The 26971-nt window shown below is 70.3% G+C and carries 22 protein-coding genes and 1 pseudogene; 15 read left to right on the forward strand and 8 right to left on the reverse strand.

Translation table 11 applies throughout. From position 1 onward, the window contains the following. Nucleotides 1–10 precede the first annotated feature (10 nt). Nucleotides 11–877: a MaoC/PaaZ C-terminal domain-containing protein gene (locus QF034_RS23545; RefSeq protein WP_307176828.1), complete on the reverse strand. Its 867-nt coding sequence runs from the start codon at nt 875–877 to the stop codon at nt 11–13. Next, complete coding sequence (locus QF034_RS23550; RefSeq protein ID WP_307176829.1) at nt 877–2184, reverse strand: 3-oxoacyl-ACP reductase; 1308 nt, start codon at nt 2182–2184, stop codon at nt 877–879. Before QF034_RS23550 ends, QF034_RS23545 begins: the two co-directional genes overlap by 1 nt. 94 nt (nt 2185–2278) lie before the next feature. Here QF034_RS23550 and QF034_RS23555 point away from each other — a divergent pair, with 94 nt between their 5' ends. The 6 genes from QF034_RS23555 to kstD all read left to right on the forward strand — a co-directional run bounded on the left by QF034_RS23555 (nt 2279) and on the right by kstD (nt 10766). Next, the gene (locus QF034_RS23555) at nt 2279–3562 is read left to right on the forward strand and encodes an acetyl-CoA C-acetyltransferase (protein WP_307176830.1); all 1284 of its coding nucleotides are present in this window, start codon (nt 2279–2281) and stop codon (nt 3560–3562) included. A 231-nt stretch (nt 3563–3793) separates the two neighbouring features. Then, complete coding sequence (locus QF034_RS23560) at nt 3794–5713, forward strand: AMP-dependent synthetase/ligase (RefSeq protein ID WP_307176831.1); 1920 nt, start codon at nt 3794–3796, stop codon at nt 5711–5713. 106 nt (nt 5714–5819) lie between these two features. Further along, complete coding sequence (locus QF034_RS23565; protein ID WP_307176832.1) at nt 5820–6941, forward strand: sugar ABC transporter substrate-binding protein; 1122 nt, start codon at nt 5820–5822, stop codon at nt 6939–6941. Between the two features lie 51 nt (nt 6942–6992). Continuing rightward, complete coding sequence (locus QF034_RS23570) at nt 6993–7592, forward strand: TetR/AcrR family transcriptional regulator (RefSeq protein WP_307176833.1); 600 nt, start codon at nt 6993–6995, stop codon at nt 7590–7592. 91 nt (nt 7593–7683) lie between these two features. Further along, nucleotides 7684–8895: an MFS transporter gene (locus QF034_RS23575; protein WP_307176834.1), complete on the forward strand. Its 1212-nt coding sequence runs from the start codon at nt 7684–7686 to the stop codon at nt 8893–8895. A gap of 89 nt (nt 8896–8984) precedes the next feature. Further along, nucleotides 8985–10766 (forward strand): 3-oxosteroid 1-dehydrogenase, encoded by a 1782-nt coding sequence (gene kstD / locus QF034_RS23580; protein ID WP_307176835.1) that lies wholly within the window; start codon nt 8985–8987, stop codon nt 10764–10766. 10 nt (nt 10767–10776) lie between these two features. Here the strand turns inward: kstD and QF034_RS23585 are convergent, their stop codons facing one another. Continuing rightward, on the reverse strand, nt 10777–11436 hold the full coding sequence (locus QF034_RS23585) for a class I SAM-dependent methyltransferase (protein WP_307176836.1): 660 nt from the start codon (nt 11434–11436) through the stop codon (nt 10777–10779). 151 nt (nt 11437–11587) lie between these two features. Then, complete coding sequence (locus QF034_RS23590; protein ID WP_003992177.1) at nt 11588–11791, reverse strand: cold-shock protein; 204 nt, start codon at nt 11789–11791, stop codon at nt 11588–11590. A 320-nt stretch (nt 11792–12111) separates the two neighbouring features. On the opposite strand from QF034_RS23590, the gene QF034_RS23595 reads away from it, so the two are divergent. After that, nucleotides 12112–12960 (forward strand): menaquinone biosynthetic enzyme MqnA/MqnD family protein, encoded by an 849-nt coding sequence (locus tag QF034_RS23595; protein WP_307176837.1) that lies wholly within the window; start codon nt 12112–12114, stop codon nt 12958–12960. Between the two features lie 93 nt (nt 12961–13053). Next, nucleotides 13054–14805 carry a serine/threonine-protein kinase gene (locus QF034_RS23600; protein ID WP_307176838.1) on the forward strand — a complete coding sequence of 584 codons (1752 nt, stop codon included), beginning with the start codon at nt 13054–13056 and terminating at the stop codon, nt 14803–14805. On the opposite strand, the gene QF034_RS23605 is transcribed toward QF034_RS23600, so the two are convergent. After that, the gene (locus QF034_RS23605) at nt 14720–15385 is read right to left on the reverse strand and encodes a hypothetical protein (RefSeq protein ID WP_307176839.1); all 666 of its coding nucleotides are present in this window, start codon (nt 15383–15385) and stop codon (nt 14720–14722) included. The two genes, QF034_RS23600 and QF034_RS23605, sit on opposite strands and share 86 nt — an antisense overlap. 4 nt (nt 15386–15389) lie before the next feature. Beyond that, the gene (locus tag QF034_RS23610) at nt 15390–20042 is read right to left on the reverse strand and encodes an FtsK/SpoIIIE domain-containing protein (RefSeq protein ID WP_307176840.1); all 4653 of its coding nucleotides are present in this window, start codon (nt 20040–20042) and stop codon (nt 15390–15392) included. Nucleotides 20043–20399: 357 nt separating this feature from the next. Between QF034_RS23610 and QF034_RS23615 the strand changes: the two genes are divergently transcribed. After that, a complete protein-coding gene (locus tag QF034_RS23615) occupies nt 20400–20699 on the forward strand; it encodes a WXG100 family type VII secretion target (RefSeq protein ID WP_208641417.1) in 300 nt (99 codons plus the stop codon). Between the two features lie 72 nt (nt 20700–20771). Here QF034_RS23615 and QF034_RS23620 read toward each other — a convergent pair whose 3' ends face one another. Continuing rightward, nucleotides 20772–21452, reverse strand: coding sequence for a hypothetical protein (locus QF034_RS23620; protein WP_306964886.1), 681 nt, complete (start codon nt 21450–21452; stop codon nt 20772–20774). Between the two features lie 144 nt (nt 21453–21596). Between QF034_RS23620 and QF034_RS23625 the strand changes: the two genes are divergently transcribed. The 6 genes from QF034_RS23625 to QF034_RS23650 are packed head-to-tail and all read left to right on the forward strand — an operon-like array spanning nt 21597 to nt 25555. After that, nucleotides 21597–21908 carry a WXG100 family type VII secretion target gene (locus QF034_RS23625; RefSeq protein WP_086559826.1) on the forward strand — a complete coding sequence of 104 codons (312 nt, stop codon included), beginning with the start codon at nt 21597–21599 and terminating at the stop codon, nt 21906–21908. Continuing rightward, nucleotides 21905–23155, forward strand: coding sequence for a putative T7SS-secreted protein (locus QF034_RS23630; RefSeq protein WP_306964885.1), 1251 nt, complete (start codon nt 21905–21907; stop codon nt 23153–23155). Before QF034_RS23625 ends, QF034_RS23630 begins: the two co-directional genes overlap by 4 nt. Nucleotides 23156–23189: 34 nt before the next feature. After that, complete coding sequence (locus tag QF034_RS23635; RefSeq protein ID WP_307176841.1) at nt 23190–23783, forward strand: hypothetical protein; 594 nt, start codon at nt 23190–23192, stop codon at nt 23781–23783. Next, entirely contained in the window at nt 23773–24441 is a 669-nt protein-coding gene (locus QF034_RS23640; protein WP_306964883.1) for a hypothetical protein, read from the forward strand. The genes QF034_RS23635 and QF034_RS23640 overlap by 11 nt, the downstream gene beginning before the upstream one ends. A gap of 32 nt (nt 24442–24473) precedes the next feature. Beyond that, nucleotides 24474–25016, forward strand: coding sequence for a hypothetical protein (locus QF034_RS23645; RefSeq protein ID WP_307176842.1), 543 nt, complete (start codon nt 24474–24476; stop codon nt 25014–25016). Then, a complete protein-coding gene (locus QF034_RS23650; RefSeq protein WP_307176843.1) occupies nt 25013–25555 on the forward strand; it encodes a hypothetical protein in 543 nt (180 codons plus the stop codon). The genes QF034_RS23645 and QF034_RS23650 overlap by 4 nt, the downstream gene beginning before the upstream one ends. 559 nt (nt 25556–26114) lie before the next feature. Here QF034_RS23650 and QF034_RS23655 read toward each other — a convergent pair. Next, nucleotides 26115–26966 (reverse strand): annotated as a pseudogene (locus QF034_RS23655) (hypothetical protein); the annotation flags it as partial. Between the last annotated feature and the right edge of the window lie 5 nt (nt 26967–26971).

Consider the following 26971-nt stretch of genomic DNA (forward strand, 5'->3'; position numbering starts at 1 on the left):
GGCGGGGACTTCAGGCGGAGTAGACGTCCCCCGACAGGTGGATCCGGTCCTCCCGGCCCCGCAGTTCGAACCGGCCGTCCTGCGCCCCGTACGTCACCGTCCCCGGCAGCAGGACCGGTGCCCGGAAGTCCGCGCGCACCCGGCAGGACTCCGGCGTGCCGTGCGCGGCGAGGCAGCGCGCGACGGTCCACATGCCGTGGGCGATGGCCCGGGGGAAGCCGAACAGGCGGGCCGTGAGCGGGTGGAGGTGGATCGGGTTGCGGTCGCCGGAGGCGGCCCCGTAGCGCCGCCCGACGTCCCCGGCGAGCCGCCACTCGGCGACGGCCGGCAGCGGCTTCCGTATTTCCTCCCGGGGTGGTCCGGCCTCGTCCCGGGGCGTCCCGGCGGGCCGTCGGGTGCGGTGCCGGGCGAGGTAGGTGCTCCTCGACTCCCATACGACGTCCCCGTCCTCGCGCACCTCGGTGACGACCGTGGCCTCCGTGCCGCGCCGGTGGGGCGCCAACCCCTCGACGTACACCGTGAGTTCGTGTGCGCCGGTGGCCGGCATCGCCCGGTGCCGGGTGATCGTGATCGACGTGTGGACGAGGCCCAGCAGTGGCAGCGGGAAGTCCCGGCCGCTCATCAGCCGCATGGCCAGGGGGAATCCCAGCACGTGCGGATACGTCAGCGGCAGTGCGTCCTCCCCGGTCGGGAACCCGCAGACCCGCTCGTACGCCGCCAGCCGCGCGAGGTCGACGCGCAGGCCCGGCAGGACCAGCCGGGTGCGCGGGAACTCCGCGTCGGGGGCCGGGCGTTTGAAGGGGGACAGCAGGGCGCCGCGCGCGAGGAGCGGGGCGAGGGAGGGGGACCCGGTGAGGACGAGAGCGGCGTCGGCCATCACGCCCCCAGCAGGCTCTGGCCGCAGACGCGGACGACCTGCCCGTTGACCGCGCCCGAGGCCGGGTGCGCGAGCCAGGCGGTGGTCTCGGCGACATCGGCCGGCAGGCCGCCCTGCGCGAGGGAGTTCATGCGGCGGCCCGCCTCGCGGATGAACAGCGGGACGGCGGCCGTCATCTTCGTCTCGATGAAGCCGGGCGCGACCGCGTTGACCGTCACCCCGTGCTCGGCGAGCGCGCGCGGCGCGAGGGAGCGGACCAGGCCGACGATGCCCGCCTTGCTCGCCCCGTAGTTGGTCTGGCCCGCGTTGCCGGCGATCCCCGCGATCGAGGCGGTCGCCACGATCCGGCCGCCCCGGTTCAGCGTCCCGGCCTTCAGCAGCGCGTCCGTCGTGCGCAGCACGCTCGCCAGGTTCACCTCCAGCACGGGGATCCAGCGCTCGGCGGGCATGTTCACCAGGCGCCGGTCCCGCGTGATGCCCGCGTTGTGGATCAGCAGGTCCAGGCCGTCCGGCAGGGCCTCGGCGATCCGCGTGCCCGCGTCGGCGGCCGTGATGTCGAGGAGCAGCGCGGTGCCGCCGAGCCGGTCGGCGACGCGCCGGGCGTCCTGCTCGGCCTGCGGGACGTCGAGGACGACGACCCGGGCCCCGTCCCGGGCGAGCGTCTCGGCGACCGCCTCGCCGATGCCGCGCGCGGCGCCGGTGACCAGGGCGGTGCGACCGGCGAGGGGGCGGTCCCGGTCCAGGAGGGTGGCGGGCTCGTCGCCGGACCCGACCTCGATCACCTGCCCGCTCACGTACGCCGACTTGGGCGACAGCAGGAACCGGAGCGTGGACTCGGCGGCCGAGGCGTCCGTGAGCCGGACCAGGTTCACGGTCCTGCCCCGGCCGATCTCCTTGCCCAGGGAGCGTGTGAAGCCCTCCAGGGCCTGCTGGGCGGCGGCCTGGTGATGGTGGGCGGGGTCGAGCGGCGCGCCGAGCAGGACCACGCGCCCGCTCGGGATGACGGACCGAACGACGGGATGCAGGGCCGCGTGCACCTCGGCCAGGCCCTCGACGTCCCGTACGCCGGTCGCGTCCAGGACGACGGCCGCCGCCCGGTCCGAGCCGGCCGGGCCGATCCCCGTACGGGCGAGGACCGGCGCCAGGTCGAGTCCGGACCTGCCGGCGGTGAGGTGGCGCAGGCCGCCGTCGAGGGCGGGCCGCTCGGGGGACCAGCGGGTGAGCGCCGCGGGCTGGGGCAGGCCGAGCCGGCGGGTGAGGAAGCGGCCGGGCGCGGTGGCGGTGAAGCTCAGATAGCGGTCGGCCATGGCGACTCCCAGCTCGGATGACTGCTCACATGTGCTTACTCTGGAGTAAGGTTACCGGAGGTAAGGCTACGTCACAGGCGAGGAGCGGGTCGAGATGAGCCCCCAGAAGATGTCGGTGCGGCGTGTGGCGGTCGTCGGCGGAGCGCGCATCCCGTTCGCCCGCTCCGACGGCCCCTACGCCACCGCCTCCAACCAGCAGATGCTCACGGCCGCCCTCGACGGCCTGGTCGAGCGGTACGGGCTCCAGGAGCCGGGCGCGGTCGGCGAGTTCGTGGCCGGCGCGGTCCTCAAGCACAGCCGCGACTTCAACCTGGCCCGCGAGACGGTCCTCGGCTCGCGCCTGCACCCCACCACCCCCGCCTACGACATCCAGCAGGCCTGCGGCACCGGACTCCAGGCCGTCATCGCCGCCGCCAACAAGATCGCCCTCGGCCAGACCGAGTCGGCGGTCGCGGGCGGCGCCGACACGGCGAGCGACGCGCCCCTGGGCGTCAACGACACCCTGCGCCGCATCCTGCTTCAGGCACGCCGCGCCAAGTCACTGGGCGGGCGCGTGAAGGCCCTGGCGAAGGTGCGCCCGGGCCACCTCGTCCCCGACATCCCGCGCAACGCCGAGCCGCGCACCGGCCTGTCCATGGGCGAACACGCCGCCGTCACGGCCCGCGCCTGGGGCATCGGCCGCGAGGCGCAGGACGAACTGGCGGCGGCCAGTCACCAGCGGCTGGCGGCGGCGTACGAACGCGGCTTCTTCCAAGACCTGGTGATCCCCTTCCGGGGCCTGGCCCGCGACCAGAACCTGCGCCCCGGCTCGACCGTGGAGAAACTCGCCTCTCTCAAGCCGGTGTTCGGCCTCGACCACCCCGACCCGACCATGACGGCCGGGAACTCGACGCCGCTGACGGACGGCGCGGCGACCGTGCTGCTGGCGAGCGAGGAGTGGGTGAGGGAACGCGGCCTGGAGCCGCTGGCGTATCTCACCGCGTACGAGACGGCGGCCGTCGACTTCGTCGGCGGAGACGTCGCCGGTGGTGAGGACGGGCTGCTCATGGCACCCGCGTACGCCGTCCCGCGCATGCTGGAGCGGGCCGGACTGGGCCTGGCCGACTTCGACCTCGTCGAGATCCACGAGGCCTTCGCCTCGCAGGTGCTGGCGACGCTCGCGGCCTGGGAGAAGCGGGGTCTGGGTACGGTGGACCGCGCCCGGCTGAACGTCGCGGGCTCGTCCCTCGCCACCGGCCATCCCTTCGCCGCCACGGGCGCCCGGATCGTGGCGACCCTGGCCAAGCTGCTCACCGAACGGGACGCGCCCGCCCGCGGGTTGATCTCCGTCTGCGCGGCGGGCGGGCAGGGCGTGACGGCGATCCTGGAGCGGGCCTGAGGGCGACGGCGTACCGAACCTGAAGGGCCCTCACGTAATCCCCGAGAATGCACAGGCCTGGCTCCGGACCATCCCCGAACCCGCACAAACCCGCCACGTGCGGCCCGTACGATCCCGTTCCTACCGTCAGTAACCCCTTTCTGGGGGTTCAGCCGGTTGAGCGCCTCGGCGTGCGAGGCACGTACGTCATGCAGCAAGCAGTTCCTTCGCTGCGCGCCCCAGGAGCCGCCCGTGTCCACTGCCCATCCCTCTTCCGCCTACGGCGACATCTACGGCGGACCGGTCCTGGTCGAACCCGAGACGCGGCGGCTGGACGGGGTCGTGCGGGAGGCGTCCGTACCGCCGCTGGCGCCGCCGTGGACCCACGGGTCGCTCGCCGACCTGCCGTTCGACAACGCGAGCGCGGACCCGGACGCCGTGGCGCTCAGCCGCAAGAACGCCGACGGGCGCTGGAGCGACGTCACGGCGGCCCGCTTCGCCGAGCAGGTGCTGGCCGTGGCGAAGGGACTGATCGCCGAAGGGCTGATGCCCGGCGACCGGATCGCGGTGATGGCCCGCACGATCTACGAGTGGACCGTCCTGGACTTCGCGGCCTGGGCGGCCGGTCTGGTCACCGTCCCCGTCTATCCCACGTCGTCCGTCTTCCAGGCCCGCTGGATCCTCCAGGACTCCGGCGCGGTCGCCCTGGTCACCGAGTTCGCCGGGCAGGCCGCCGCACTCGGCCCGGAGCGCGAACGCCTGCCCGACCTCAGACACATGTGGGTCGTGGAGAAGGGCCACATCGACCGGCTGGCCGAAGCCGGGTCACACCTGACCGACCAGGAGGTCGAGGTGCGGCGCGGCATGCTGGGCCCCGACACCCTCGCCACCCTCGTCTACACCTCCGGCACCACGGGCCGCCCCAAGGGCTGCGCGCTCACCCACGGCAACTTCTTCGCCGAGGTCGACAACGCCATCGAGCTGCTCTACCCCGTCTTCAGGGCCAAGACCAGCGAAGAGGCCTCGGTCCTGCTGTTCCTGCCCATGTCCCACGTCTTCGGGCGCATGGTGGCGATCGCCTGCGTCCGCGCCCGCGTACGGCTGGGCCACGCGCCCAGTATCAAGGCGGAGAACCTGCTCCCGGACCTGGCGAGCTTCCGGCCGACCTGTCTGCTCGCCATCCCGTACATGCTGGAGAAGGTCTTCAACGCGGCCCGCGCCAAGGCCGAGGCGGGCGGCCGGGTGACGTCGTTCGACCGCGCGGTGGCGGTGGCGCGCCGCTACGGCGAGGCGATGGAGGCCCAGCAGACCGGCACCGGCCCCGGCCCCACCCGCGCCCTGAGGACCGCCCGCGTCTTCTACGACCCCCTCGTCTACCGCCGGATCCGCAACGCCATGGGCGGCAGGGTCCGTTACGCCATCTGCGGCGGCTCCCCCCTGGGCCGCCGCCTCGCCGCGTTCTACGCCGGAGCCGGCATCGAGATCTTCGAGGGCTACGGCCTGACGGAGACCACCGGCGCGTCGACCGTCACCCCGCCCATGAAACCCCGCCTGGGCACGGTCGGCTGGCCCCTGCCCGGCACCCGCGTCCGGATCGCCGCCGACGGTGAGATCCTCCTGGCCGGCGACCACGTCCTGCGCGGCTACTGGGACCCCCAGGCCGGTGGCGTCGTACCCGCCGCCCCGGACGGCTGGCTCGCCACGGGCGACATCGGCGAACTGGACGACGAGGGCTATCTGACGATCACCGGCCGCAAGAAGGAACTGCTGATCACCGCGGGCGGCAAGAGCGTCGCCCCGGCGCCCCTGGAGAACTGGCTGCGCTCCCACCCGCTGATCTCCCAGTGCATGGTCGTGGGTGACGGCCGCCCCTTCGTCTCGGCCCTGATCACCCTGGACCCGGACGGCATCACCCACTGGCGCCAGATGAACGGCAAACACCCCGTACCGCCCAAGCTCCTCGTCGACGACGAGGAGCTCCGCGCCGTCCTCCAGCGCGCCGTCGACGAGGCCAACAAGATGGTCTCCCGCCCGGAGTCCATCCGCCGCTTCGCGATCCTCCCCGAGGACTTCACCGAGGAGGCGGGCCACCTGACCCCGTCGATGAAGCTGCGCCGCGAGGCGGTGATGCGCGCCTTCGCGGCAGAAGTGGAGGGTCTGTACGCGCGGTGAGGCACCTTTGCGATCTCTTCACACGGGGTCCTTGACGTCGCCAGGCGTCTGCCCGTTGGCTTTCAGCCACCGCGTCACGATGCTCCCCCATCGGAAGGCTCCACCAGTGAAAGCGCGTAACCCCCGTCGGCCCGCTGTGCGTCCCCTCTCCATAGCCCTGGCGGTCTCCACAGCGGCCCTGTCCCTCACCGCCTGCGGCAGCGGGAGTGACGACTCCGCGGGCGTGAAGAAGGGCAACGACATCACGGTGGGCCTGCTGCTGCCCGACCGGGACACGGCACGCTTCGAGAAGTTCGACTACCCCCTGATCAAGAAGGAGGTCGCCTCCCTCACCGAGAACCAGGGCAAGGTCGAGTACGCCAACGCCGAGGCGAGCGTGTCCAGACAGAGCGAGCAGTTCCAGAAGATGATCGACGACAAGGTCGACGTCATCCTGGTGGACGCGCTGAACTCCAAGACGATCGCCTCGGATGTGCAGAAGGCCAAGGACGCCGGCATCCCGGTCATCGCCTACGACCGGCTCGCCGAGGGCCCGATCGACGCGTACGTCTCCCACGACAACGAACTCGTCGGGCAGGTGCAGGGCCGCGCCATCGTCGGGGAGCTCGGCGACAAGGCCAAGACGAGCAAGGTCGTCATGATGAACGGCGACCCCGCCGACCCGAACACGGCACGCTTCAAGGACGGCGCGCTCAGCGAGCTGCAGGGGCAGGTCGACATCGTCCAGCAGTACGACACCAAGGAGTGGAAGCCCTCGATCGCCGAGGCGAACATGAAGAAGGCGATCCAAACCGTCGGGCTGGACAACATCGCCGCCGTCTACTCCGCCAACGACGGCATGGCGGGCGCCGTCATCGATGCGCTGAAGGAGGAGGGCGCGACGAAGATCCCGCCGGTGACCGGGCAGGACGCCAACCTGGACGCGGTGCAGCGGATCGTGGCGGGGGAGCAGTACATGACCGTGTACAAGTCGTTCCTGCTGGAGGCGACGAACGCCGCGAAGATCGCCGTCGCCAAGGTCCAGGGGCGCTCGATCGAGTTCGCGGCGCTGACCCGGGACACGGTCGACAGCCCCACGCAGAAGAACATCCCGGCGATGCTGGTGCCGGTGGTCGCCCTCACCAAGGACAACATCAAGGAGACGGTGATCACGGACGGGGTCTACACCGTCAAGGACATCTGCACGGCGAAGTACAAGGCGGACTGCGCGGCGATCGGCCTCGACTAGGCCGGCCCCAGAGTATTGGAACCTTCAGTTCAAAACTGTTAGCGTGCCGCCATGGCCCGGCCGAGGATGTTCGACGAGGAGCGGGCCCTGGACGCGGTGATGCGCGTGTTCTGGGAGTCTGGCTACGAGGCCACCTCCACTCAGGACCTGTGCGACGCCACCGGTCTGGGGCGCAGCAGCATCTACAACACCTTCCAGAGCAAGCACGCGCTGTTCGAGCGGGCCCTCGCCCGCTACCTGGACGCGATGACGGTGACGCAGACGGCCGTCCTGGACGACGTGGAGCGGCCGGCCGCCGACCGGGTGCGCGCACTGCTCGTCCTGGTGGTCGAGGGCGAGGCCGAGTGCCGCGAGGGCTCCGGGCGCGCCCTCGGCTGTCTGGGGGTCAACACCGTCGTGGAGCTGGCCGGGCGCGACCCCGCGGCGGCCGCGCTGCTGGAGCGCGACACGGTCCGGCGCCTGGCCGCTTACCGGGCCGTGATGGAAGCCGGCCGGCGCGACGGCAGCATCACCTCCTCGCGCGACCCGGAGGCACTGGCCCGTTTCCTCAACGCGACGGTCGCCGGTCTGCGCGTCTCCAGCCAGGGCGGCGCGGGCCGGGCCGAGTTGGAGGCGATCGCCGAGACCGCGATGGACGCGCTGACCCCCTGAACCCGGCGCCTTCGCGACCCCCGGGCTTTCGCGTGCCCACGTTTTGAACTGACCTATACAAAATAAGCAGCCGAAGACAAGGAGCCTCACCGTGCCCCGTGCCGTATACATCCTGGCGCTCGGCATCTTCGCCATGGTGACCAGCGAGTTCGTGGTCGCCGGGCTGATGCCGCAGATGGCGGAGGGCCTGCACGTCACCGTCCCGCAGATCGGGTACCTGATCACCGCCTTCGCCGTGGCCATGGCGGCCGGTGGCCCGTTCCTGACCATGGCGGTGGCCAAACTCCCCCCACGTACGGCGCTGATGACGCTGTTCGCCGTCTTCCTCGCGGGCAACGTCCTGGCCGCGACCGCATCCGGCTACGCCGTGATGACAACCGCCCGCGTCATCACCGGCGTGGCCTCCCAGGCCTTCTTCGGTGTCGCCGTCTCGCTGTGCGTCCAGCTCACCCGTCCGGAGGTGCGCGGCCGGGCGATCGCGGTCGTCATGAACGGGCTCATGCTCGGCACGCTGCTCGGACTGCCGCTGTCCACCCTGGTCGGTGAACGGTTCGGCTGGCGTGCGGCGTTCTGGGTGATCTCGGCGCTGGCACTCGTCGCCGCGGCCGTGACCCGCGCCGGTGTTCCCCCTCTTCAGCGGGCGGGAAGCGGCGGCTCACTCCGCGAGGAACTCGGCGTCTTCCGCAACCCCAAGCTCTGGGTGGTCCTCCCCACCAGCACGCTGATCATCGGCGCGACGTTCTCCGCCTTCAGCTACTTCAACCCCATCCTCACCGAGGTCACCGGCTTCTCCACCGGTACCGTCCCCGCCCTTCTGATCGCCTACGGCGCCACCACTGTCCTCGGCAACACCGTCGTCGGCCGCCTCGCCGACCGTCGGACCGTGCCCGTCCTCGCCGTCGGCCTCCTGCTCAACGCCCTGTTCCTCACCGGGTTCGCACTCCTCGCCGACATGCCCGCACCCGCCGTCGTCTGCATGCTGGGCATCGGGCTGGTCGGCGTCACCATGAACCCGGCGATGGTCACCCGCGTCCAGCGGACCGGCAACGCCGGCCCCCTGGTCAACACCGTCCACTCCTCCTTCATCACCCTCGGTGTCATCCTCGGCTCCTCGCTCGGCGCCGTCGCGATCGACACCTGGGGCCTGCGGGCCACCCTCTGGCTCGGTGCCGGTATGGCCGTCCTCGGGTTGGCGACCCTGCTGCCCGAACTCGTCCCCGGGCGGCCGGGGACGCCCGCGGAGCCGACTCGCCCCGCCCGGCGTCCGGCCCGCGCAGGCTCCGCCTCCCGGGAGAGGATCTGAACTCGCCCTGCCCGCTTGGCTCTTGACTTCGCAAGGCTCTCGCGCGACATTCCCCACCCCTTCGCGTTCCTCTTCGGGCTGGAGTGACCATGACCAAGAGCACGAACTCCGTCGGGACTTCCGGGCCGCCGTCCCGAAGACACGTGCTGGCCGGTGCCGCGGGTGCCGGCCTCGCGGTCGCCGCCGGAGTGCGACACGGCGCCCACGCCGCCGACTTACCCCCGCTCGGCACGTACGACGTCGTCGTCATCGGCTCCGGCGCGGCCGGCATGACCGCCGCACTGACCGCCGCCGGGCAGGGCCTGAGCTGCGTCGTCGTGGAGAAGGCCCCGACCTTCGGCGGCTCGACCGCCCGCTCCGGTGCCGGGATCTGGATCCCGAACAACCCGGTGCTCCTCGCGGCCGGTGTCCCCGACACCCCGGCCAAGGCCGCCGCCTACCTCGCCGCCGTCGTCGGCCCGGAAGTCCCCGCCGACCGGCAGCGCGCCTTCCTCACCCACGGCCCGGCGACGATCTCCTACGTCATGGCCCACAGCCCCCTGCGCTTCCGCTGGATGGAGGGCTACAGCGACTACTACCCCGAGCTGCCCGGCGGCCTGCCGAACGGCCGCTCCATCGAGCCCGACCAGCTCGACGGCACGCTCCTCGGCGCCGAACTGGCCCGGCTGAACCCGCCGTACCTGGACGTCCCCGCCGGCCTGGTGGTCTTCGGCGCCGACTACAAGTGGCTGTCCCTGGCCGCCGTGAACGCCCGGGGCGCCACCGTCGCCGCCCAGTGCCTGGCCCGCGGCACGAAGGCCGCGGCGCTCGGCCAGAAACCCCTGACGATGGGCCAGGCCCTGGCGGCGGGCCTGCGCGCGGGGCTGCGCTCCGCCGGCGTACCGGTGTGGCTGAACACGCCCCTGAGCGACCTGCACGTCGAGAACGGCAGGGTCACGGGAACCGTGGTCACCCGCGACGGCGCGCCCGGCCTGATCCGCGCCCGCCGGGGCGTGATCGTCGGCTCCGGCGGCTTCGAGCACAACGCGGCGATGCGCGACCGCTACCAGCGCCAGCCCATCGGCACGGAGTGGACCGTCGGGGCGAAGGAGAACACCGGCGACGGCATCCGGGCCGGGGAGCGACTCGGCGCGGCGCTCGACCTGATGGACGACGCATGGTGGGGCCCGGCGATCCCGGTCCCGGGCCGGCCGTACTTCTGCCTCGCCGAACGCACCCTCCCCGGCGGGCTGCTGGTGAACGGCGCGGGCAGGCGGTTCGTCAACGAGGCCGCGCCCTACAGCGACGTCGTCCACACCATGTACGACGTCCACGACACCGACCCGGCCATCCCGTCCTGGCTGATCGTCGACCAGAACTACCGCAACCGGTACCTCTTCAAGGACGTCCTGCCGGCCCTGCCCCTCCCCGACGCCTGGTACGACTCCGGCGCCGCGCACAAGGCCTGGACCCTGGACGCCCTGGCCACGTCGATCGGCGTCCCGGCGGCGGCCCTGCGCACGACCGTCGACCGCTTCAACTCCCAGGCACGCCGGGGCGAGGACCCCGACTTCCACCGGGGCGACAGCGCCTACGACCACTACTACACGGACCCGTCGGTCCTCCCGAACCCCTGCCTGGCGCCCCTCTGGCTGCCTCCCTACCACGCCTTCCGCATCGTCCCCGGCGACCTGGGCACGAAGGGCGGCATGCGGACGGACGCCCGGGCCCGCGTCCTGCGCCCCGACGGCTCGGTGATCCCGGGCCTGTACGCGGCGGGCAACGCCAGCGCGGCGGTGATGGGCCACAGTTACGCGGGCGCGGGCTCGACGATCGGGCCGGCGATGACGTTCGGGTACATCGCGGCGAGGGACATCGCGGGGGTGCTGTAAGGGGATACCTCTAGGACACCGGCTCGGGGGGCTTGCGGGCGATCAGGCATGCCTGGCGGACCGGCTCCCCGAGTTCCTCGTCGGGCTCCCGGACGGTCCGGGAGCGCACGACGAAACCGGCGGTTTCCAGCAGGGCGGCGATCCGCTCCGGCTGCCGCCGCCGGAAGGTCAGCGCCACCCGGTGCCCGAAGGCCTCCTCGTAGCGGCGGGGCTCGTCACCGGCCTGGAAGCCGAGAAGCAGATGCCCTCCGGGCCGCAGGACCCGGGAGAACTCGGCGAAGACGGCCGGCAGCCGGTCGAGCGGGGTGTGGATGGTCGAGTACCAGGACACGACACCGTCGAGCGAGGCGTCGGGCAGGTCCAGCTCCAGCATCGAGCCCCGCTCGAACCGCAGACCGGGATGCTCGCGCCGGGCGATCGCAAGCATCGACTCCGACAGGTCCAGCCCGAACACGGACAGCCCCCGCGACGCCAGATACGCGGTCACCCGCCCCGGCCCACACCCCAGGTCGGCGACCTCACCCCCCTCACCCACGAGCTCCGCGAAGCCGTACAGCAGCCCCAGGTCCAACGGCATCGCCACGCGCGGCTCACTGAAGCGGACGGCGTAGTCCTCCGCCACGGTGTCGTAGAAAGCCCGGGTCTCGTCCAGGAAGTCGACGTCAGTCATGCCCCGACCTTAGGGCGGGGGTCTGACACCGCGGGGCGTTCTCGGCCGGGGAGGGGGCGCGGAGGATTCGCCGGAAATTCACCGGGGGGCAAGGAGGGAAAAGGCAGGAGCCCCGCCGCCTGACGGCGCGGGGCTCCTTGGGTACTACTGATCAGACCGGCGTGACGTTCTCAGCCTGCGGACCCTTCGGGCCCTGCGTGACGTCGAAAGACACCTGCTGGTTCTCCTCGAGAGAGCGGAAGCCGCTCGCGTTGATCGCGGAGTAGTGGACGAAGACGTCGGGGCCGCCGCCCTCCTGGGCGATGAAACCAAAGCCCTTTTCGGCGTTGAACCACTTCACGGTTCCGGTAGCCATAAGCCCTCCTTGGGCCCAAAAGGGTTGCCCTGCTCCAGAACCAGCAAGTGTGAAGATGAATTCTGCACAACTGCATACGTCTGAGAATGACGAGAGCCCGCGGTCACATGCTCCGCAGGCTCTGTACTGCAAGGGAAACCAAACTGCAACTTGCGACGAGCCTAGCACGCAGACCCCGGAATGCAATAGGGGTCAAGATCACGTCACCCGAATGTTTGAAACATCGTCCGCCGACTGGCGGAGAAGGCCCCTGTCGCGGATCACAGGCCTACGGCGGGGCCGGACGCCGGCCCCTACGCCATGAGGGCTAGCCTCACGATGTGGACAATCCTCGCACCCGGCCGCGCGTCGGCCACATCCAGTTCCTGAACTGCCTGCCCCTGTACTGGGGGCTCGCCAGAACGGGCACGCTCCTCGACTTCGAGCTCACCAAGGACACCCCGGAGAAGCTCAGCGAGAAGCTGGTGCAGGGCGATCTCGACATCGGTCCGATCACCCTGGTCGAGTTCCTCAAGAACGCCGACGACCTCGTCGCCTTCCCCGACATCGCGGTCGGCTGCGACGGCCCGGTCATGTCCTGCGTGATCGTCTCGCAGGTCCCCCTGGACCGGCTGGACGGCGCCCGCGTCGCCCTCGGCTCGACCTCCCGCACCTCCGTCCGCCTCGCCCAGCTGCTCCTCGCCGAGCGCTACGGCGTACAGCCGGACTACTACACGTGCCCGCCCGACCTCAGCCTGATGATGCAGGAGGCCGAGGCCGCCGTCCTCATCGGCGACGCGGCCCTGCGCGCCAACATGGTCGACGGGCCGCGCTTCGGCCTGGAGGTGCACGACCTGGGCGCGCTGTGGAAGGAGTGGACGGGCCTGCCGTTCGTCTTCGCGGTCTGGGCGGCGCGCCGCGACTACGCGGAGCGCGAGCCGGTCATCACCCGCAAGGTGCACGGGGCCTTCCTCGACTCCCGCAACCTCTCTCTGGAGGAGGTCGGCAAGGTCGCCGAGCAGGCCGCCCGCTGGGAGGCCTTCGACGAGGAGACCCTCGCCCGCTACTTCACGACCCTCGACTTCCGCTTCGGCGGCCCGCAGCTGGAGGCGGTCGCCGAGTTCGCCCGCCGGGTCGGCCCCACGACCGGCTTCCCCGCGGACGTGAAGGTGGACCTGCTCCAGCCGTGAGCGAGCCCGCGCTCCCGCACTACTCTGCTGGGGAGTGCGCGCGTACGGGGTCCGGCGAGGGCCTGCGGGCGCCTACGGGGGAGGGGTGACGCCATGCGGCCGCTCGAAGTCGACGAACCCACCGTCGTGGGGCCCTACCGGCTGCTCGGCCGGCTGGGCTCCGGCGGCATGGGCCGGGTCTACCTGGGCCGCAGCGCCGGCGGCCGCACGGTCGCGGTGAAGATCGTCCATCCGCACTTCGCGCTGGACGAGGAGTTCCGGGCCCGCTTCCGCCGCGAGGTCGAGGCCGCGCGCCGGGTGGGCGGCGCCTGGACGGCGCCCGTCCTGGACGCGGACCCGGACGCGCGGGTGCCGTGGGTGGCGACGGCGTACGCGGCGGGCCCCTCGCTGTCGGCCGCGGTCACCGAGGGCGGCGCGCTGCCCGCCCACACCGTGCGGGTGCTGGGGGCGGGGCTGGCCGAGGCGCTGGCGGCGGTGCACGAGCTGGGCCTGGTGCACCGGGACGTGAAGCCGTCGAACGTCCTGCTCACGCTCGACGGGCCGCTGCTGATCGACTTCGGTATCGCGCGGGCCACGGACGGTACGGCGTCCCTGACGTCCACGGGCGTGTCGATCGGCTCGCCCGGCTACATGTCGCCCGAGCAGATCCTCGGCAAGGGCGTCACGGGCGCGGCGGACGTCTTCTCGCTCGGCGCGGTCCTGACGTACGCGGCGACCGGCGCACCGCCCTTCCCCGGGGACTCCTCGGCGGCCCTGCTCTACAAGGTCGTCCACGAGGAGCCGGAGCTGGGTGGGCTGGACGGGCCGTTGCGGGAGCTCACGGCGGCCTGTCTGGCGAAGGACCCGGACGCGCGGCCCGCCCCCGCCGAAGTGGCCCGGCGGCTGGCGCCCGAGGGCGCGGCCCGGCTGGTGGCGGGCGGATGGCTGCCGGGGGCGCTGGTGGAGCAGGTGAGCCGCGGCGCCGTGCAGTTGCTGAATCTGGAGGCGACGGGGCCGGGCGGGGCCGGGGGCCCTTCGGGGCCGGTCGGTTTCAGCAGTCCGTCCGTGACCGCGGCGGAGGCGGTGACGCCGGCGGATACCGGGACGCCGGCTGAGACGGTGCCGCCGGCGGAGGCAGGGGGTTCGGCCGGTGTGTTCGGGCCGCCGCCGGTGATGCCCACGCCGGCCATGTCCGCCCCCGCCGCCGTATCCGTACCCGCGCCCCGGGACGGTGGTCCGCAGGACGACACCGCCGCCCCGTCGTCCGCCGGCCGGCGCCCCGGCAGGGTGTCCGTCTCCGTGGCGGCGACGTCCGTGCCGGAGGGCGGCGGCCGGGTGCGGAGGCTGAGCTGCACCGTGGCGCTGGCGGTCGCCGGGGCGATGGCGGCCGTGACGATCGGCTCGGTGTTCGTCTTCGACCTGCTGCCGGGCCGGGGCGGCCAGGACGACGCGGACTCGGGCAGCGGATCCGACTCGCCTCCGGCGGCGACCGCGAGCTCCGCCCCCTCCGCCGGCGCCGTGCCCGCCGCGTACCTCGGCACCTGGGAGGGCCAGGGCGTCGCCCTCGACGGCAGACTGCCCCTCGGCACCTTCCGCATCACGGTCGAACCGGCCGCCGTCGGCGAAGAGCTGGGCCGACTCCGCCAGACCGACCAGATCGGCGGCGTCTGCGTCGACGTACTGACCCTGAAACAGGTGACGAAGAAGGAGCTCGTCGCGACGTCGGTGGGCGCGAAGACCAACCACGGCGGCTGTAACCCGGCCCGTACGACCGTCCACCTCACGCCGGTGGGCGACGATCTCCAGTACCGCTCGGAGAGCGAGGAGTCGGGCCGGCCTCAGGCTCGGATGTCGAAGGTGCGGTAGCGGACGATCTGCGGACGTGCCGGGCGAACAGGCCGATGAGGAGCGTGATCACCGCGAGGGTGGCGGCCAGGCCGACGGCCCACAGCCACGGGTAGTGCACATGCACCCAGCAGGGGCCGCCCTCGCGATAGCAGTCGTAGTCCCAGTCGCGGCGGCGCTTGGGGCGTACGGTCGTGCTGATCACCCCGGCGACCAGGTACCCCGCGGCCAGCCCGGGCAGGGAGGCGATCGCCCAGGCCAGCGAACGCGGCTTGCTCTTCTTCCAGTCCATCAGGATCAACGGCCAGACCCAGGCGATGAACACCAGCGGCACGAGGGCACCGACCGTGCCGGCGAAGGCGTACGCACCGCCGGGCCACGCGGGGGCGAAGTCGCCCCACAGCTCGTGGCCCCAGTACATGTCGAAGAGGACCAGCGGCATCAGCAGGACGGCGAAGCCGGGGAGCACGACCAAGGCCCAGGCACAGCCCCAGTCCCGCTTCTTCGCCTCATCGGCGTTCGGCCGGCCGGGCCGGTGCTCGTACCGCAGGGCGGCCCCCGCCGCCTTCCTCCGCTTCGGCTTCGCCGAACTTCCGCTCAACGCCTCACCCCGGGACGACGACCGTGCGCAGCTCCCCGTCGCCGAGGTGGAGCATGCCCTTGCCGGGGGCGACCTGGCCGCCGACCATGCTGCGGTTGAGGCGGACGCCGATGAGGTCGCCGCTGGAGGACTCCTGCGGGGAGAGGAGGATGCCGCGGCGGGCCTTCTTCGCGTCGACCTGCCAGCCGGAGAAGCCGCTGCACACGTCCTCCTCGTCACCGGCGATGACGAGGGCGAGGCCGCGCTCGGCCCCGCGCGAGACGACCTTCTTCAACTGGCTCTCGGCGTCGCAGTCCTCCAGGATCTCGCCGTCGTCGATGAGCACGGCGATCGGCTCCTCCAGGGACGCCTGGTCGACGAGCTCCTCGAACTCGTCCTCGTCGATGTCGTCACCGGTGAAGACCTTCAGAACGCCTTCCGTGCCGTCGAGCCCGCGCAGCGGCGACTGGCGCGGGGCCGCGACGACCAGGCGCGTGCCCTGGGCCAGGAAGGAGTGCGCGAAGTTCAGCAGGACCGTCGAGCGGCCCGACTTGGCCGGGCCCGCGACGACGAACGCCGGTACGCCCTGGGCCAGATCGGGACCGAACCCGATGATCTCGTCGCCGCCGATACCGACCAGACCCCACAGGCGCGAGCGTGACGCGTCCGGGTCGCGCAGCTCCCAGGCCTCCGGGAAGGAGATACAGCTGGGGAGGCTGTCGACGCGGAACGGGCGGCGCGAGCGCGGCACTTCGGCGTCGCGGGCCGTGGCCGCCTCGCCGATCGCCGTCAGCGCCGCGGCCTGGCCCTGGCCGCTGGTGTCCTCGGCGAGCAGCGCGAACTGCGTCTCCGTACCGAACTCGTTGCGGAAGGCCCGCCCCGGCGGGATCTCCTCCGGCACCTTGCGGGCCGGGATGCCGAGCGCCGAGAAGTCGCTGCGGTCGGCCAGCCGCAGACCGTACTTGTCCTCCGTGAGGGTCGCGATACGGCCGACCAGCAGGGTCCGGTCGCCGGTGAGGACCAGGTGGATGCCGACGCTCGCGCCCTCGCGCATCATCGTCTGCAACTCGTCGGTGAGCGAACCGTGGTCGATCTCGCCGAGCGTGGGCACCCAGCCCTCCCAGCGGTCCAGCAGCACCACGATGTGCGGCAGCCGCTCGTCCTCGGAGACCGAGGCCCGCTGCTCGCCGATGTCCGCGAAGCCCTTGTCCGACAGCAGGTCCTGGCGGCGGCCCAGCTCGCCCTTGAGCCGGTTGACGAGCCGCACGACCCGCTCGGTCTGGTTACGGCCGACGACCGCGCCGCAGTGCGGCAGCCGGGTCAGCGCGTTGAGCGCGCCGTTGCCGCAGTCGATGCCGTAGAGATGCACGTCGGCGACGGAGTGCGTGCGGGCGATGGAGCCCGCGAGGGTGCGCAGCACCTGGGAGCGGCCGCTGCGCGGGGCACCGCCGATCATCAGATGGCCGAAGGAGGAGAAGTCCACGACGACCGGGCGGCGCGACTGGCTGGCGGGCAGGTCCTCGATGCCGTACGGGGCCGGCGGCAGCGTGCCGGCGCCCCCGGCGAACGCGGGCACCTCGATCTCGTCCAGCAGCAGCGTCTCGTCGAGGGCGGGCAGCCACGGGCTGTGCTGGGGCGGGATGCCGAGCGACTGGTTGGCGTCCCGGATGGTGTCGACGAGGACCTTCAGGTCGGTGATCTCCTCGTCCTCACGGGCCTCGGCCTTCGGCTTGACCAGCGCCGCCCGGCCCAGATCCTCCCAGGTCAGCGGCCCCACCCAGGGCATCAGCACCGCCGGGTCGGCGGCACCGGGCCGACGGCCACCCACGCGCCCGGACTGGAAGGGCACCAGGGAGGCGTGCCCGAGCCGGGCGTAGGCGCGGCCCGGGGTGTTCTTGGAGATGTGCCCGGCCTCGGGCGAGTCGATGACGTCCGACGACTCGCCGCCGTCCGTCACGCGCAGCGCGATACGGAGGTTGGTGTTGGCGCGGATCTCGGGGGAGACGACACCCGACGGCCGCTGGGTCGCCAGCAGCAGGTGAATACCGAGGGACCGGCCTCGCTGGGCGATGTTGACCAGGCCGGTGACGAAGTCGGGCAGGTCACGCACCATCGAGGCGAACTCGTCGATGACGATGAGCAGTCGGGGCACCGGCTGGTGCGAGGGGTCCCGGCGCACCAGGTCCTGGTAGTCCTCGATGTCCTTGGCGTCGGCGGCGGCCAGGATGTGCTCGCGCCGGTGCAGCTCGGCACCCAGCGACTCCAGGGCCCGCTCCACCAGATGGGCGTCGAGGTCGGTCACCATGCCGACCGTGTGCGGCAGATGCACACAGTCCTTGAAGGCCGCGCCACCCTTGTAGTCGACCAGCACGAACGTCATGTTCTCGGGCGTGTTCGCCACGGCCAGCGCCGCCACGATGGTCTGCAGCAGCTCCGACTTACCCGAACCGGTCGTACCGGCGATCAGACCGTGCGGACCGTCCTTGCGGATGTCGATGCCGAACGGCCCGTCGTACGACTCACCGATGACCGCCAGCGTCGACTGCCCGCCCATCCGCCACCGCGCCACGATCGCGTCACTCGTCGGCGGCTCCAGCTGCAGCACGTCCAGCAGCCGGCTGGAACCCGGCAGGGCCGAGTCCTCGGTCTCACCGCTGATGTCCCGCAGCGGCGACAGCGCCCGGGCCAGCCGCAGACACCAGGCGGGCGAGACGAAGTCGGGCCGTACGTCCTTCAGGCGCTCCGCACCGGCCTCCTCCACACGCAGCCGCAACTTCTCGCTGCGGCCGGCCTGTTCGGGCTGCTGGTCGGTGGTGTGCCAGGCCTGGAAGGAGGGGAAGGCACCGGCGACCTGCTGGGCCTGCTGCTGGACCTGCTGGGCCTGCTCGTACTCCTCGGCCTTCGGCTCGGCGACGACGTACGCCTGGCACTCGCCGGGCAGGAACCGCTCCTCGGCGTCGAGGCAGATGGCGAACATGGACACGGAGGGCCCCTCGCGCAGCAGCCGCACCACACCGGGGAGCGAGCGCAGCCGCCGCGACCCGTCCCACACGACGACGATGTCGGGGTCGCTGAAGCTCGAACCACCCTGCGACTTGTTCTGCTCGGCGGCCTTCTTGCGCGCGTCGAGGATCTGCGTCAGCTCGCCGATGCGGGCGCCGACCGTCTCGGCGTCGGTCCCGATGAGCACGTTGACGTCCTGCCCGCCGGACGGCCGGGCGTGCGGCAGCCAGCGCACCCAGTCCCAGGACTCCTGCGCGGCGTTCTCACTCAGCACGTAGAACTGCACGTCCATCGGGCTGTGCAGCGCCGCGGCCTGCGCGACGGCCCACCGCCCGAGAGCACGGGCGGAATCCCCGGGCCCGGCCATGCCGATGACACCGAGGGTGCGCAGGTGCAGCGCGACCGGGGCGTCCTCGATCTTCCAGGTGACATGGCGGCGGTGGTCGTCCTGCTCGGGGTCGTCGAGCACGACCTCGGAGGGCAACTGCCCCGTCCCGACTCGCAGGAGGAGATGGTCGCGGTCGGTCCGCCGCCGCTCCCACAGACGGGTACGCGGCCCGGTCCCCAGGGCGAGAACGGTAGCGGGGTCGGGTATGGCGTGCCGCCGGTCGTTCCGCTCGGCGACCAGCGCGTCCTGAGCGTCCTTCTCGATCCGCTCCTTCTGCTCCTCGTACTCCTGGACCTGCTTGGCGTGGGACTTACGCCCGTGCTTCTTGTCGTTGTAGTAGTTCGCGAAGAGCAGGATCGGCGCCAGGCCGGCCATGATCAGGTAGTACCAGCGCTGGAAGATCAGCACCGACACGACGGCACCGACGAGCGGCGTCAGCGCCATCAGCCAGGGCAGCGGCCGGGCCTCGTACTCACGGGGCGGCGACGGCAGCCGGAAGCTGGTCTGCCGCTCGGGCGGACGCAGCCGCGGGGGGCGGTTGTAGTCGAGCCCTATGCCGTCGTCGGACCACTTCAGGGCGGCGTTGGGGGGCGTGTAGCGGGTGAGTTCCAGAAGGGTGTTGCCGAGCCCGATCTGAGCACCGAGGGGCCAGTCGGTGGGGCGGCCCTTCTTCTTCTCCTCCTTCTTCTCCTGCCCCTTCTTCTTCTCGCTCTTCTTCTCGCTCTTCTTCTTTTCGCCCTGGTCGTCGTCCTCGTCCTCGGCGAGGGACTTGCCGTCGAGGGTGACGAGTTCCTTGTCCATGTGCACGGCGACCTGGCAGGTGCCGTCGGTGGTGACGGAGAGGGTCAGGGCCCGCGCGTCGACCTCGGGATCGTCGATCCGGACGTACGAGGCGGCCCCGCTGCCGATGTCGTACCGCCCGACGCCGAGCCGGTGCACGAACCCGGCCGCGGGCCCGCCCACGACCCGGAGCTCGACGAGCCCGGTGGGCTCACCGGGCAGACACCCGGACGGATCCTGGAGGCTGACGACGGCGCCGTCGCGCAGGGGCGATCCGACGACGGTGGCGTGAGGATCGACGGCGTACCCGTCCACGTACACGAGGGGCGCGTTGTTGGCCGGCACCTGGCGGTGCTGTCCCAGCGGGATGACCTGCGCGCCGCTGTGCCCGACCTGCTTGGCGAGCTCCTGCGCGATGTCCCCCACGGTGGACTCAGGATCGGCATCGAGCACCACGTCGGCGGTACCACCGCCGTACGGGTCGACGACGGTCAGAGTCAGGCGCACGACTAGTCCTCCCCGTGCCACTGGGCCGGTGTGGCCGCGGTGGTTGTGTGGCGGCTGCCCCGTCCGCATCAGTCACACGGGTCACAGCCGTAAGGGACGATATCCGTTCGGTGTGGCGGCGAGGCAATGGGGAGGCGCCGTGACGTTCCCGATGGCAACGTCGTACACGACTTCATGACGGCTCGTTCACAAGCCGGGGATGTGGCACCACAGGCCACACCCGTAAGCTGCTGACGCAAGAGCGGACGATCACACCGGTTGCCACGTGCGACCGGCAACTCGGCCGGAAGGCCGATGAGTCCGCACACAGGGAGCCACGGGGGTTGGCCCTGCGGCGTTGTGAGAGGGAGCGGCTTCATGGCCAAGGACCTTGATGTCACATATCAGGACATGCGGGAAGCTGCCAAGCATGTCGTGAAGGAGAAGGAAAAGCTCCAGGAGAAGCTCGAGGGCCTTCGCAAGTACATCAACAACCTCGTGCAGTCCGGCTACGTCACGAAGTCGTCGTCGAAGGCGTTCGACGAGAACTTCGACGAGTTCGTCCGGGGTACGAAGGAGACGCTCGACGGTCTGGACGGCATGGGGGACTACCTGACCATGGCGGCCGACAAGTTCGAGCAGATCGACGAGGAGCTGGCGAAGCAGGCTCGCAAGTAGGGGCCACGTGTTTGTCCGGTGCCGGTGGCGGCCGCTGCCGGCACCGGACAGGCGTCCGGTCGACGGGGTGTGTCAGTTGTCGGGGAGAGGCTGCCGGAGCAGGTAGGTGTGGAGATCGCTCCGGGGCTCCTCCGTGTCGACGCGCAGCCAGGATCCGTCACGGAAGCGGATCAGCACGATCCTCGTCTCGAATTCCCCGGAGAACGGGTCGACGAGGATCGCCTCGGTGGCGGGAAGGCGGGCGACGACCTGCATGTGCTTCTCCCTGCCCACGGTGACGCGCTGCGGCGGAGCCGCAAGGACGATCCCGTCCTCGGTCGCCAGGACCAGCCGTTGATGGTGAGTGGAGTGGCTGTACCAACGCAGCAGGAACTGTCCGGCGTTGCCGTCCCAGTTTCCGTCGAAGACCTGGTCGAGCCCCTGCTGGGCGATGAGGGCGTCCCGGCGCTTGTCGTCCTCGTCCTTGACCCGCAGCCGTTCCTTCTCGTCCTTCGTGGCAAGGGACCGCTTGATGGCTTCTTCCCCGTTGGACAGCAGGGTCAGCAGCATGAGGACGGGCATGAACGGCACGGCGAGCACCGCACCGACCATGCCCAGCGGGCGCAGCCTGGCAGGACGGAACCGGGGATGGCCGGCAGCTTCGAGCACCTCCGCCGGCGGCTGCGGGATCTTGTCGATCGTGCACCATTCCGCCGCTTCGGCATGGACCCCGAGGCGGTCCGCCAGCACGCGCTGCTTGCCCCTACGTGTCACGTCAAGAATCTCCTTGCCGGCGCGGAAACGGGATCGCTGTTCCGCGAGCGTATCCCGTACGGCACGTCATGAGGAGTGACGGCGTCCGCAACCCTGCCCGTGCTCGCCGGATCCACCGAGAACATCCATAGAGAGGCATAGACCATGGGGGACCACATCAAGGCGGATCTTGCCGCCATCAAGCAATGTTCACGGGATCTGGGGAAGATCCATGGCGAATTCGAGCGCAACGGCAATCCCGCGGACGAGTACGGCCAGGCTGTGGGGCACGGCGGCCTCAAGGATGCGTTCTCTGAATTCGGCGACACCTGGAAGAAGACGCGGAAGAAACTGATGAAGGAGCTTGAACAGCTGGCCGAGTTCACCTCGTCCGCCGCCAAGGCCTACGACGAGGTCGACCAGAAGCTGGCTCAGGCCATCCGGGATGCCAAGGCGAACAGCAAGGGGAAGAAGTGAGCAGGACGGACGCCGACTGGCCGCCTCTGTGGAACGACGACCCGACGCCGGGTGACCCGGAGGAAGTCGCCGAACTGGGACGTAAGTTGCGCAAGATGGCCGACATGATCGATGAGCAGTCGAGGGTCATCAAGGAGCTTGCGTCCGTCGAGGGTTGGGACAGTGAGGCCGGAAAGGGCTTCCATGAACTCGCCGGTGGCACGGCGGACAAGCTGAAGAAGTCCTTCGAGCGCTACGACGAGGCGGCCAAAGCCGTCGGCGAGGATGTGCGCGAGGGGAGTTCGGACAAGTTCGCCAGTGAAATGCGCCGTGCCCAGCGGAAGGCGGACAAGGCGCTGAGCGACTACCGCGAGGCAGAGCGCGACCACGACCTCGCGGATCGCGAGGTGAAGAAGTTCACCGACAAATATCCCGCGCAGCCCATTCCCCCTGCGGAGAAGGACGAGTACGACCGCTGGGTCAAGAAGCGCACTGAGGCCATGCATCGCATCGGCGACGCCCGGAAGGCCGTGAAGGACGCCCGGGAGATCTATGACGATGCCGGAGACAAGGCCGCTCGTCACATCAGGAACGTCGTGCACCATGACGCGGTCAGGGATCCCGGCGGCTTCATGAACTTCCTGGCGGACTGGGCGGACATGCTGTCGAACATCTCCGCCGTCCTGTCCGTGCTTGCGGTGATCTGTGCATTTGTTCCGCCGCTGCAATTCCTGACTCCTATTTTTGCGACCCTGGCAGTACTGTCCAGCGCCGCCGCACTAGCGGGCCATGCGTACGACATGTCTGTACGCGGAGGGAAGGTCGACTGGCTGAAGCTGGGCACCGATGCGCTGGGAATCCTGCCCGGGATGGGGGCACTGAAGGGGTTCAGGGCCCTCACCGGCCTCAAGGGACTGGCGAAAGTCAAGGCATTTGGAAGTCTGAAGACCTTCGGATCGTTCAGGGGCATGGCTGCAATGGACGGCATTGGCCACGCCTTCCTGAACGGGGTCGGCGTCACTGTGACCAACAAGATCCTGGGCAGGGTGGCGCGCAAGGAACTTGTTGACGGCAGGAAGGTCACGGGTCTGATCAAGGGTGCGGGCCTCGGGAGCGCCTTGCACAGGATGCTGAGCGGTGAGAACGGCGAAAAGACCGGGTACCAGGAGCCGGCAGAGGCCACCAAACCCGCTCCTTCACCGTCGCCCTCACCCGCGCCCGCCCCGAGCGTCTCCCCCACATCCTTCAACGCGGCCCTGGCGGCGTAGCCCACCAACGGCCTCTTCAAGGAAGGCGGAAATCATGGACGACGAGCAAGAGCTGGGGCAGTGGGAGTTCATCGGCCGCCGGGGCGGTGATGTCGTCACCTTGGTCAGCGGTTCGGTGATCGCGGCTGTCCCCGAGGCGAACCGGGCCGCGGAGGAGGCGCGACGGGAGCTACGGTTCGACTTCTTGGACGACCACGCCGTGCTGTCGCTGCTGCGTCGGCGTCACGATGACGAGCAGGACATGTTCAAGGCCGGCTTCGCGCATGGAGTGCCCTTGGCGCTCGTTGGCTTCGGGGCGGTGCTCTACTGGGGCGGTGTGGCGCTGTACTGGGAGAGCCCCGCTGCGCGCACGGCCTATCTGGCGGTCGCCGCGATCGTCCTCGTGACGCAGCTCTTCTTCTTCGTGCGAAGTGCCCGGTCGCACTGGGGTGATCCGGTCCGGCAGAACCTGCGGGCGCGGGCCCGAACCTACCGGGAGATCGCACACATCGCTCGAAGGGGTGGCGCCGATATCCCGGCTTTCTACCCGCACTACGGCCCCTACCCATTCGCTGCGACATTCCATCCCGAGGTGGACGACACCGAGCAGCGTCATGTGCGCGAGAGTGAAGGTTCAGATGACCACTGACACCGTCGGCGAAGCCCAGCGCGGCCTCACGGGAAGCGACGGCGTAGAGGTTCGCTGGATCATGCCCGAAGGTTTCTTCGAGCTGCCCTTCGAGGCGGATGACCTGGACGAACTCGCCGACAAACTGGTCGGGTTGGCCAAGCAGACACTGCCGCGTGCCGATGAGGAAGTCCAGCTGCAATGGGCTGCCATGTGCGCCGCGAACTACGACGAGTTCATCGAGGCGGGCGTACAGTACGCCGGCTTTGTCACGACGGAGGTCGACGACGTCCGCTGCACGGCCACGGTGAACGTCAGCCTCATGGATCTGGACGAACGCGCGGGCAAGGACCCAGCGGGCTTCATCGCGACCACGTTGCGGCACCTGGAACTCGGACAGGTCGGCGAAGTGCAATTGCCCTGCGGTCCAGCGGTGACGTGCGTCGGCAATCGACCGGGCAGCGTCGACGCCAGCCTGACGCAGTCGGGCCGGGACGAGCCGATCTGGACGTCCTTCATACAGGTCCAGATCCCGCTGACCAACGGGACCGTTCTGCTGCTGGAGATGGGCACACCGACGGTCGAAGGGTGGGATGTTTTCTCCGCCATGTTCGCCGGTGTCGTGAAGAGCGTCCGCTTCTTCGACGCCCACGGAGCTCCCCTGGTGATGCCGGGGTGAATGAGTCTCCACAGGACGAAGTCTCATCACGGGTGGGTGTCCCGCGGGACTACAAGCTGCTGGTCCCGCGGGAGTGGTTCCGCATCGACCTCATGCAGGATCGCTGGCGCGCTCAACTGAAGACTTATGTGGACCGGCAGGCAGAGGGCCGACGCGTGCCCGCGGAGCTTCAACAAGACGTGTGGGCCACGTTGCGCAACACCGCCGAAGCCGGCCGTGCGCGCGGTGCCATGGAGTTCTTCCTCCTCACGACCACGCGGAACGGCGGCCTCCCGGCCTCGCTCCTCGTGTCCTTGATGCCGCTGGGCAAGACCCCCGCTGATCCGGAGAAGTACGCGGCGTGGCTTGAGCTGCGGGAGCCTGACGGCCCAGAACGGCGGAAGGTGTCGGTGGTGGATCTCCCGGCGGGTGCCGCGGTGCGCGTTCTTGGCGCCACGACGTTGAATGTCCATGCCCTGATGCCCGGCGGGGTGGGTTACCTGACGCTCTCCTTCTCGGCTCCGCTCACCGGGATGTCCGGCCCGATGGAGCAGCTGTGCGACGCCATCGCGGGGTCTCTGCGGTGGGTCGTGTGACGCGCGCGGTCGGTCCGCGAGGCGGCCTGGGGATGGTCGGGGTGATTCTCGGGCTGGTCGTCGGTATGGGCGTGATCCTGCTGGTCATGGGCTTGTGGAAGCGGTTCGCCCGTGAGGTCGTGCCGGCGTTGATGGACTTGCCCGGGGGCGCCTGGGCGGTTGGTGGTGGCCTTGGTGTGGTCACCGTGCTCGGGGTGGCCGGCTGGCTGCGGTGTGCCTCCGGGCTCTCGGACCGGGCCCGCCTGGCGCGAGGGTTGCAGGCCGTGGGTACGGCGGTCTGCTGCGCGGCGGCGTTCGGGCCGTTCTTCCTCCTGCTGAGCGGACTGCCCGGCAGGAACTGCCGGTCGGAGAGTTGTGCCTACATCCCCGGGACCGGCAGCGCGTTCCTGGCCTACGTCCTCAGCGCCGGCCTGGTGGGCTGGTCCGTCCACCGCTGGACCAGCACGCGGGCCGCGGAGCGGGCGGCCGTGGAGCGGGAACGGGTGCGGAGGCTTCGCAAGAAGGGCAAGGGGAAGAGCCGGGCGGCGCGGCAGGGATAACGCGGAATCGCGTGCTCACGCGGAAGCCTGCTTCTTAAGCTTGCGGTCGGCTACCAGGGTCGTCAGGGAGGAGAGCACTGAGATCACGGCCAGCCGACTGTAGCCTATGGCCCCGATGAGGTTCCAGAACAGGTACAAGGCGGCGACGATCTTAATCGTCTGGGAGAAGTTGGTGCCCCTACGCGGGTCAGGACCAGCTCTCGGTTCTTGATGAGCAGGAGCAGCATCAGAACAGGCGCAATCATCAGCGGCCAAGCTGCGTAGCCAATGGTGGGCCAGCCCATCCCCCCATACTTGCTTCCGCGGTCCTGGAATGCGAAACAGAGGATTGGCACTGTGAACGCGGCAAGGAACCTCATGGCCCGAGAACCTTCTGGTCTTTTCGCCGGGGCCGTGGCCACTGACTCCCACTCCAGAAAACTTAACTTCGAATCTTGCACGCAGAGGCGGCAGGGTACGCCGGAATGACACCGCGCATGTCAGCCACGGGGGGCGGCCGCCATTCGCCGAAGCGCATGTCCGGGGCGGCCGCCCACGGGTGGTCTCCTACCGGGCCATGTCACCTGTTGACGGACTGGATTTCCTGGACGGTGACGTCCTGGTCGTTGCCGAAGGTGCCGTTCGGGAGGTCGCCGCCGGCACCACCGGTACCGGTCCAGTTGATCTCCCAGGTGATGGTGGCCCGGAGCTTGTACGTGCCGTCGCCGGAGGAGCGAAGGTACTTGACCCCGCACGGCGGTGTCTCGTCGGACTTGCCCTTGGCGTAGGGCTCGCCGATGGAGTCGTCGGCGTTGATGGTGCACTCACCGGAGGCCGGGTAGGTCTCGGCGTCCTTGGTGCCCGGCTCCAGCTTGAGGGAGACCGGCTTGGCGGTGGTGGTGGCCTGGATGTTGAGTCCGCCCACGTTGAGCGCGGCGGTGACAGAGACCTCCTTGAAGCTGGCCTTGTCCAGCCAGGCCCAGGTGGGAAGGTTGACCTTGGTGGTCGTCTCGGGGGCCAGAGTTACCTCGGTGGTAGGCAACTGGATGCGGTTGTAGGCGAGTTCGGCGAGGACTTGCGGAGTGACCGCGTTCTTGACGGGCGGGGCGGCCCCGTTCTCGACCCAGAAGGGCTGCTTGTCGCAGAGTTGGGCCTCGGGCTCGGTCCAGCGGGCTTCGTCGCGGACGGCGACCCACCAGCTGCCCTCGTCCTTCTGATCGAGGTTGTAGTTCTTGTACTTTCCGTCCTTGTACTCGTTACGGAACATACCGACGGAAGCCTTGGCATAACTGTGCTGGCCCGGAGTGTTGACGGTCTCCTCGTACATGTTCTCGACGTACTTCGAGAATTCCTCCGCGGAGCGCGGTTCGTACCAGCACGCGGGTGGGTCCCAGTTGCCCACAGGGGCGACGTTGCCCTTGCTGCCACCACCCGGAG

This window comes from Streptomyces africanus (assembly GCF_030816955.1).
In the GTDB taxonomy this organism is placed as follows: Bacteria; Actinomycetota; Actinomycetes; order Streptomycetales; family Streptomycetaceae; genus Streptomyces; species Streptomyces africanus.